The sequence below is a fragment of the Kitasatospora sp. NPDC007106 genome (assembly GCF_040634455.1).
Lineage (GTDB): Bacteria > Actinomycetota > Actinomycetes > Streptomycetales > Streptomycetaceae > Kitasatospora > Kitasatospora arboriphila.
Genome location: NZ_JBEYFP010000684.1, coordinates 1 through 3,111, shown reverse-complemented (window position 1 = coordinate 3,111; position 3,111 = coordinate 1). Strand labels below are relative to the sequence as shown.

Below are 3,111 nucleotides of genomic sequence, written 5' to 3'. Positions count from 1 at the left end.
GCGAGCGCGGCGGCCACCGCGGGGAGCCAACCGGCCACCGCACCCGCGCCGGTGCCGACCGCACCGGCGGCGATCAGGGCGGGTAGCAGACAGCAGGCCGCGCAGGCCAGGCCGGCCAGGCCCGACAGCACCTCGGCGGAACGCGGGGTCCGGTCAGCAGCAGGGTTGGTCACGGCGCTTCTCCTCGGCGAGATCGGTGAACGGGATCGGGCAGCAGGTGCTGCCCGCACAGGCGATCAGGTCGTCGCAGCCCGCGTCGACGGCGGCGACCAGCGCCCCGCGGACGACCGTCAGGTCGGCGATCCTGGCGTCGACCTCGGCGAGCTTGGCCGCGGCGCGCTCCTGCAGGCCGGGCACCGGACGGCCGTGCCGGTGGCGGCCGGCCTCCAGCAGGTCGGCGACCTCGTCCAGGGTGAAGCCGAGCCGCTGCGCCGCCTTGATCACCCGAAGCACCGTCACCGTCTCCTCGCCGTACAGGCGGTGGCCGCCCGGCGAGCGGTCGGGCTCGACGAGCAGGCCCCGGCGTTCGTAGTAGCGCAGCGTCTGCACGTTCACCCCGGCCGCCTCGGCGACCTGCCCGGAGCGCAGGCCCTCGTTCACCGCGGCCTCCCGGCGGAGCGTGCCCGCGTCTCGAGGGCGTCCAGCACGGCCGCGTGCGCGCCGTCCACCGCGACCTCCAGCAGCACGGCGTCCGGTCGGGCGGTGACCGTGAACGCGAAGAACGAGCAGCAGCCGCCCTCGCGTTCGGCCAGGTCGCGCACCGACTGCTCGGCGCCGGCGTCGAGTTCCAGCCGCAGCCGGAGCGGCCCTGGCCGCGACAGCCCGTTCAGGCGGTCCGTGAACAGGCCGTCCCACTCCGCCACCCGGAGCGGCCGCTCCTCGGTGGGCAGCGTGCACGACGCCGGCACCCACTCCCCGTCGCCCATCGCGCTCACTCCCGTCGTCAGGTCCCCGGGCGGGGACGTCTTCGACGGTAAACCCGTATCCGGGTACCGGATGCAAGCGCCGGTCGGTCGTCCGCACCGACGCCGCCTTCGCTGCTCAGCGTGACAATTGGTCGCCTATTGTCGATCCATTGGGATATTTCCACCAATCTGAGCTCACCGTTTGTGATCGACATGGCCGGGTAGGCGGGCCAGAGTCTTCGTCGGACGGATCCTCGATGCCCGACGGATCGACGACGGGGACAGCCACCTCCGTAGGACACACCATGAAGAACGCCGAGCTTGCCGCAACCGTCGGCGCGGGCTACCTCCTCGGGCGTTTCCACAAGGCCCGGTGAGCGATGGCCCTCGCCGGGGCGGTCGCGGGAAAACGCCTGACCACTGATCCTGCAGCGCTGCTCGGCGGCCTGCTCGAGTCGTCGCCCCCGGCTCCGGCAGCTGGCCGGCAACCGCGTCAACGCGCTGACCGACTCCCTCCAGCGCCGGACGGAGTCCCTGCGTTCCGGTTCCTCCGGCGACTCCGGTGACGAAGCGGACCACGAGGAACCCGAGGAACCCGAGGACGAGTACGAGGACGAGGACGAGGAAGAGGACTTTGACGACGACTCCTACGACGAGGAACCCGAGGAGGAGGAGGACGAGGAGCCCGCTCCGCGTTTCCACCGCCGAGTCCCCGCGGAGAGCAGGTGATCCACCGTGTCCGCCGTCGCCACACAGACCAGCCGCTGTCTCGACCGCCCTCCGGCGGGCGGGCCGGCCGACGCCCTGGACCTGATCCTGGACAAGGGCCTGATCATCGAGGTCTACGTCCGCGTCTCCTTGGTGGGCATCGAACTGCTGACGGTCGACACCCGGATCGTCGCCGCCGGCGTGGACACCTATCTGCGCTTCGCCGAGGCGGTGAACCGGCTCGACCTGGCCGACGGCCGTAGCCCGGGCCCGTCCGAGCTGGTGAACGGCGTGCATGACGACGGAGCTCGCGACCGGTCCGCCGGTGCGCCGGAGGGCGCGCAGGAGCAGGACGGTCAGCAGGATCGGCAGCACGAGGAGCGGCAGCGCCGCCGCACCCGTCCCGCCGCTCACCGGAGGGAGCAGGAGCGATGACCGCCCGGGCCGGCACCGGCAACGGCAGGGGCGGCGTCCCCGCCCGGGCCTGCTACGTCTACGGCATCGTGCCCGCCGGCACCCGGACGCCCGACGACCTGCGGGGCGTCACCGATCCGCCGGCGCGGATCGGTGTGGTCGGCCGCGGCCGGGTGGCCGCCGTCGTCAGCGAGGTGCCGGTGGACCGGCCGCTCGGCACCGCCGCCGACCTGCGCGCCCACGCCGGCGTGCTGGACACCCTGGCCGCGCGGCACACCGCCGTCCTGCCGATCCGCTTCGGCGCGGTCGTCCGCGACAGCCACGCGGTCGAGGAGGACCTGCTCGCGCCCTACGAGGAGGAGTTCCACGCCGCACTGGAGGAACTGGCGGGGCACGCCCAGTTCACCGTCCACTGCGACTACCGGGAGGAGGAACTCCTGCGCGACATCGTCGCCGACCGGGCGGACATCGCCCGGCTCCGCGAGGACGTCGCCACCCAGGGCGAGGCGGCCGGCCACTACCTCCGCGTCCGGCTGGGCGAGCTGATCGCCGACGAGATCGCCGCCCGCCGGGACGAGGACGCCACCGTCCTCGCGGACAGCCTCGCCCGGCACGCCACCGCCGTCGCGCCCGCCCGGTCCGGCCCGGCCGAACAGCGCTTCAGCGCGGCCTTCCTGGTACGGGAGACCGAGCGGGCGGCGTTCGAGCAGGCCGCCGAGGGGCTGGCCCGGCGGTGGGCCGGCCGACTGCGGGTCCGTTTGCTCGGCCCGCTGGCGCCCTACGACTTCGCCGCCGCCTTCGCAGAGGCGGCGGAAGGGATCGGGTAGCGATGCGACCCCTGTCCGCACCGGCGGCCCCGCCGCATGGCGCCGCCCGCGGGGAGTTCCCCGGCCGGGCGGCGGGACACCCGCGCCGCGCCGGATCCGCCAGGCATCGGGAGGTGTGAGCCGTGCCAGTCCGCAGACCCCGCCCCGCCGAGGGCGACGAGCCGGAGCGGCCGATCGAGCGCCGTTCCCGCCGGACACCCCGGCCGACCCGCCGCGCACCGCCCGCCGCCGGGCCCCGGAAGACCCTCCGGACACCC

General features: G+C 74.4%; 4 protein-coding genes. 2 read left to right on the top strand and 2 right to left on the bottom strand.

The features are described 5' to 3' along the window. Nucleotides 1-153: 153 nt before the first annotated feature. On the bottom strand, nt 154-600 hold the full coding sequence (locus ABZ641_RS30720) for a MerR family transcriptional regulator (RefSeq protein ID WP_359987050.1): 447 nt from the start codon (nt 598-600) through the stop codon (nt 154-156). Next, on the bottom strand, nt 597-926 hold the full coding sequence (locus ABZ641_RS30715; protein WP_359987047.1) for a hypothetical protein: 330 nt from the start codon (nt 924-926) through the stop codon (nt 597-599). Before ABZ641_RS30715 ends, ABZ641_RS30720 begins: the two co-directional genes overlap by 4 nt. Before the next feature lie 714 nt (nt 927-1,640). On the opposite strand from ABZ641_RS30715, the gene gvpJ reads away from it, so the two are divergent. Beyond that, a complete protein-coding gene (gene gvpJ / locus ABZ641_RS30710; RefSeq protein ID WP_359987045.1) occupies nt 1,641-2,048 on the top strand; it encodes a gas vesicle protein GvpJ in 408 nt (135 codons plus the stop codon). Beyond that, nucleotides 2,045-2,854, top strand: a complete 810-nt coding sequence (locus tag ABZ641_RS30705; protein WP_359987043.1) for a GvpL/GvpF family gas vesicle protein — start codon at nt 2,045-2,047, stop codon at nt 2,852-2,854. Before gvpJ ends, ABZ641_RS30705 begins: the two co-directional genes overlap by 4 nt. Nucleotides 2,855-3,111 lie beyond the last annotated feature (257 nt).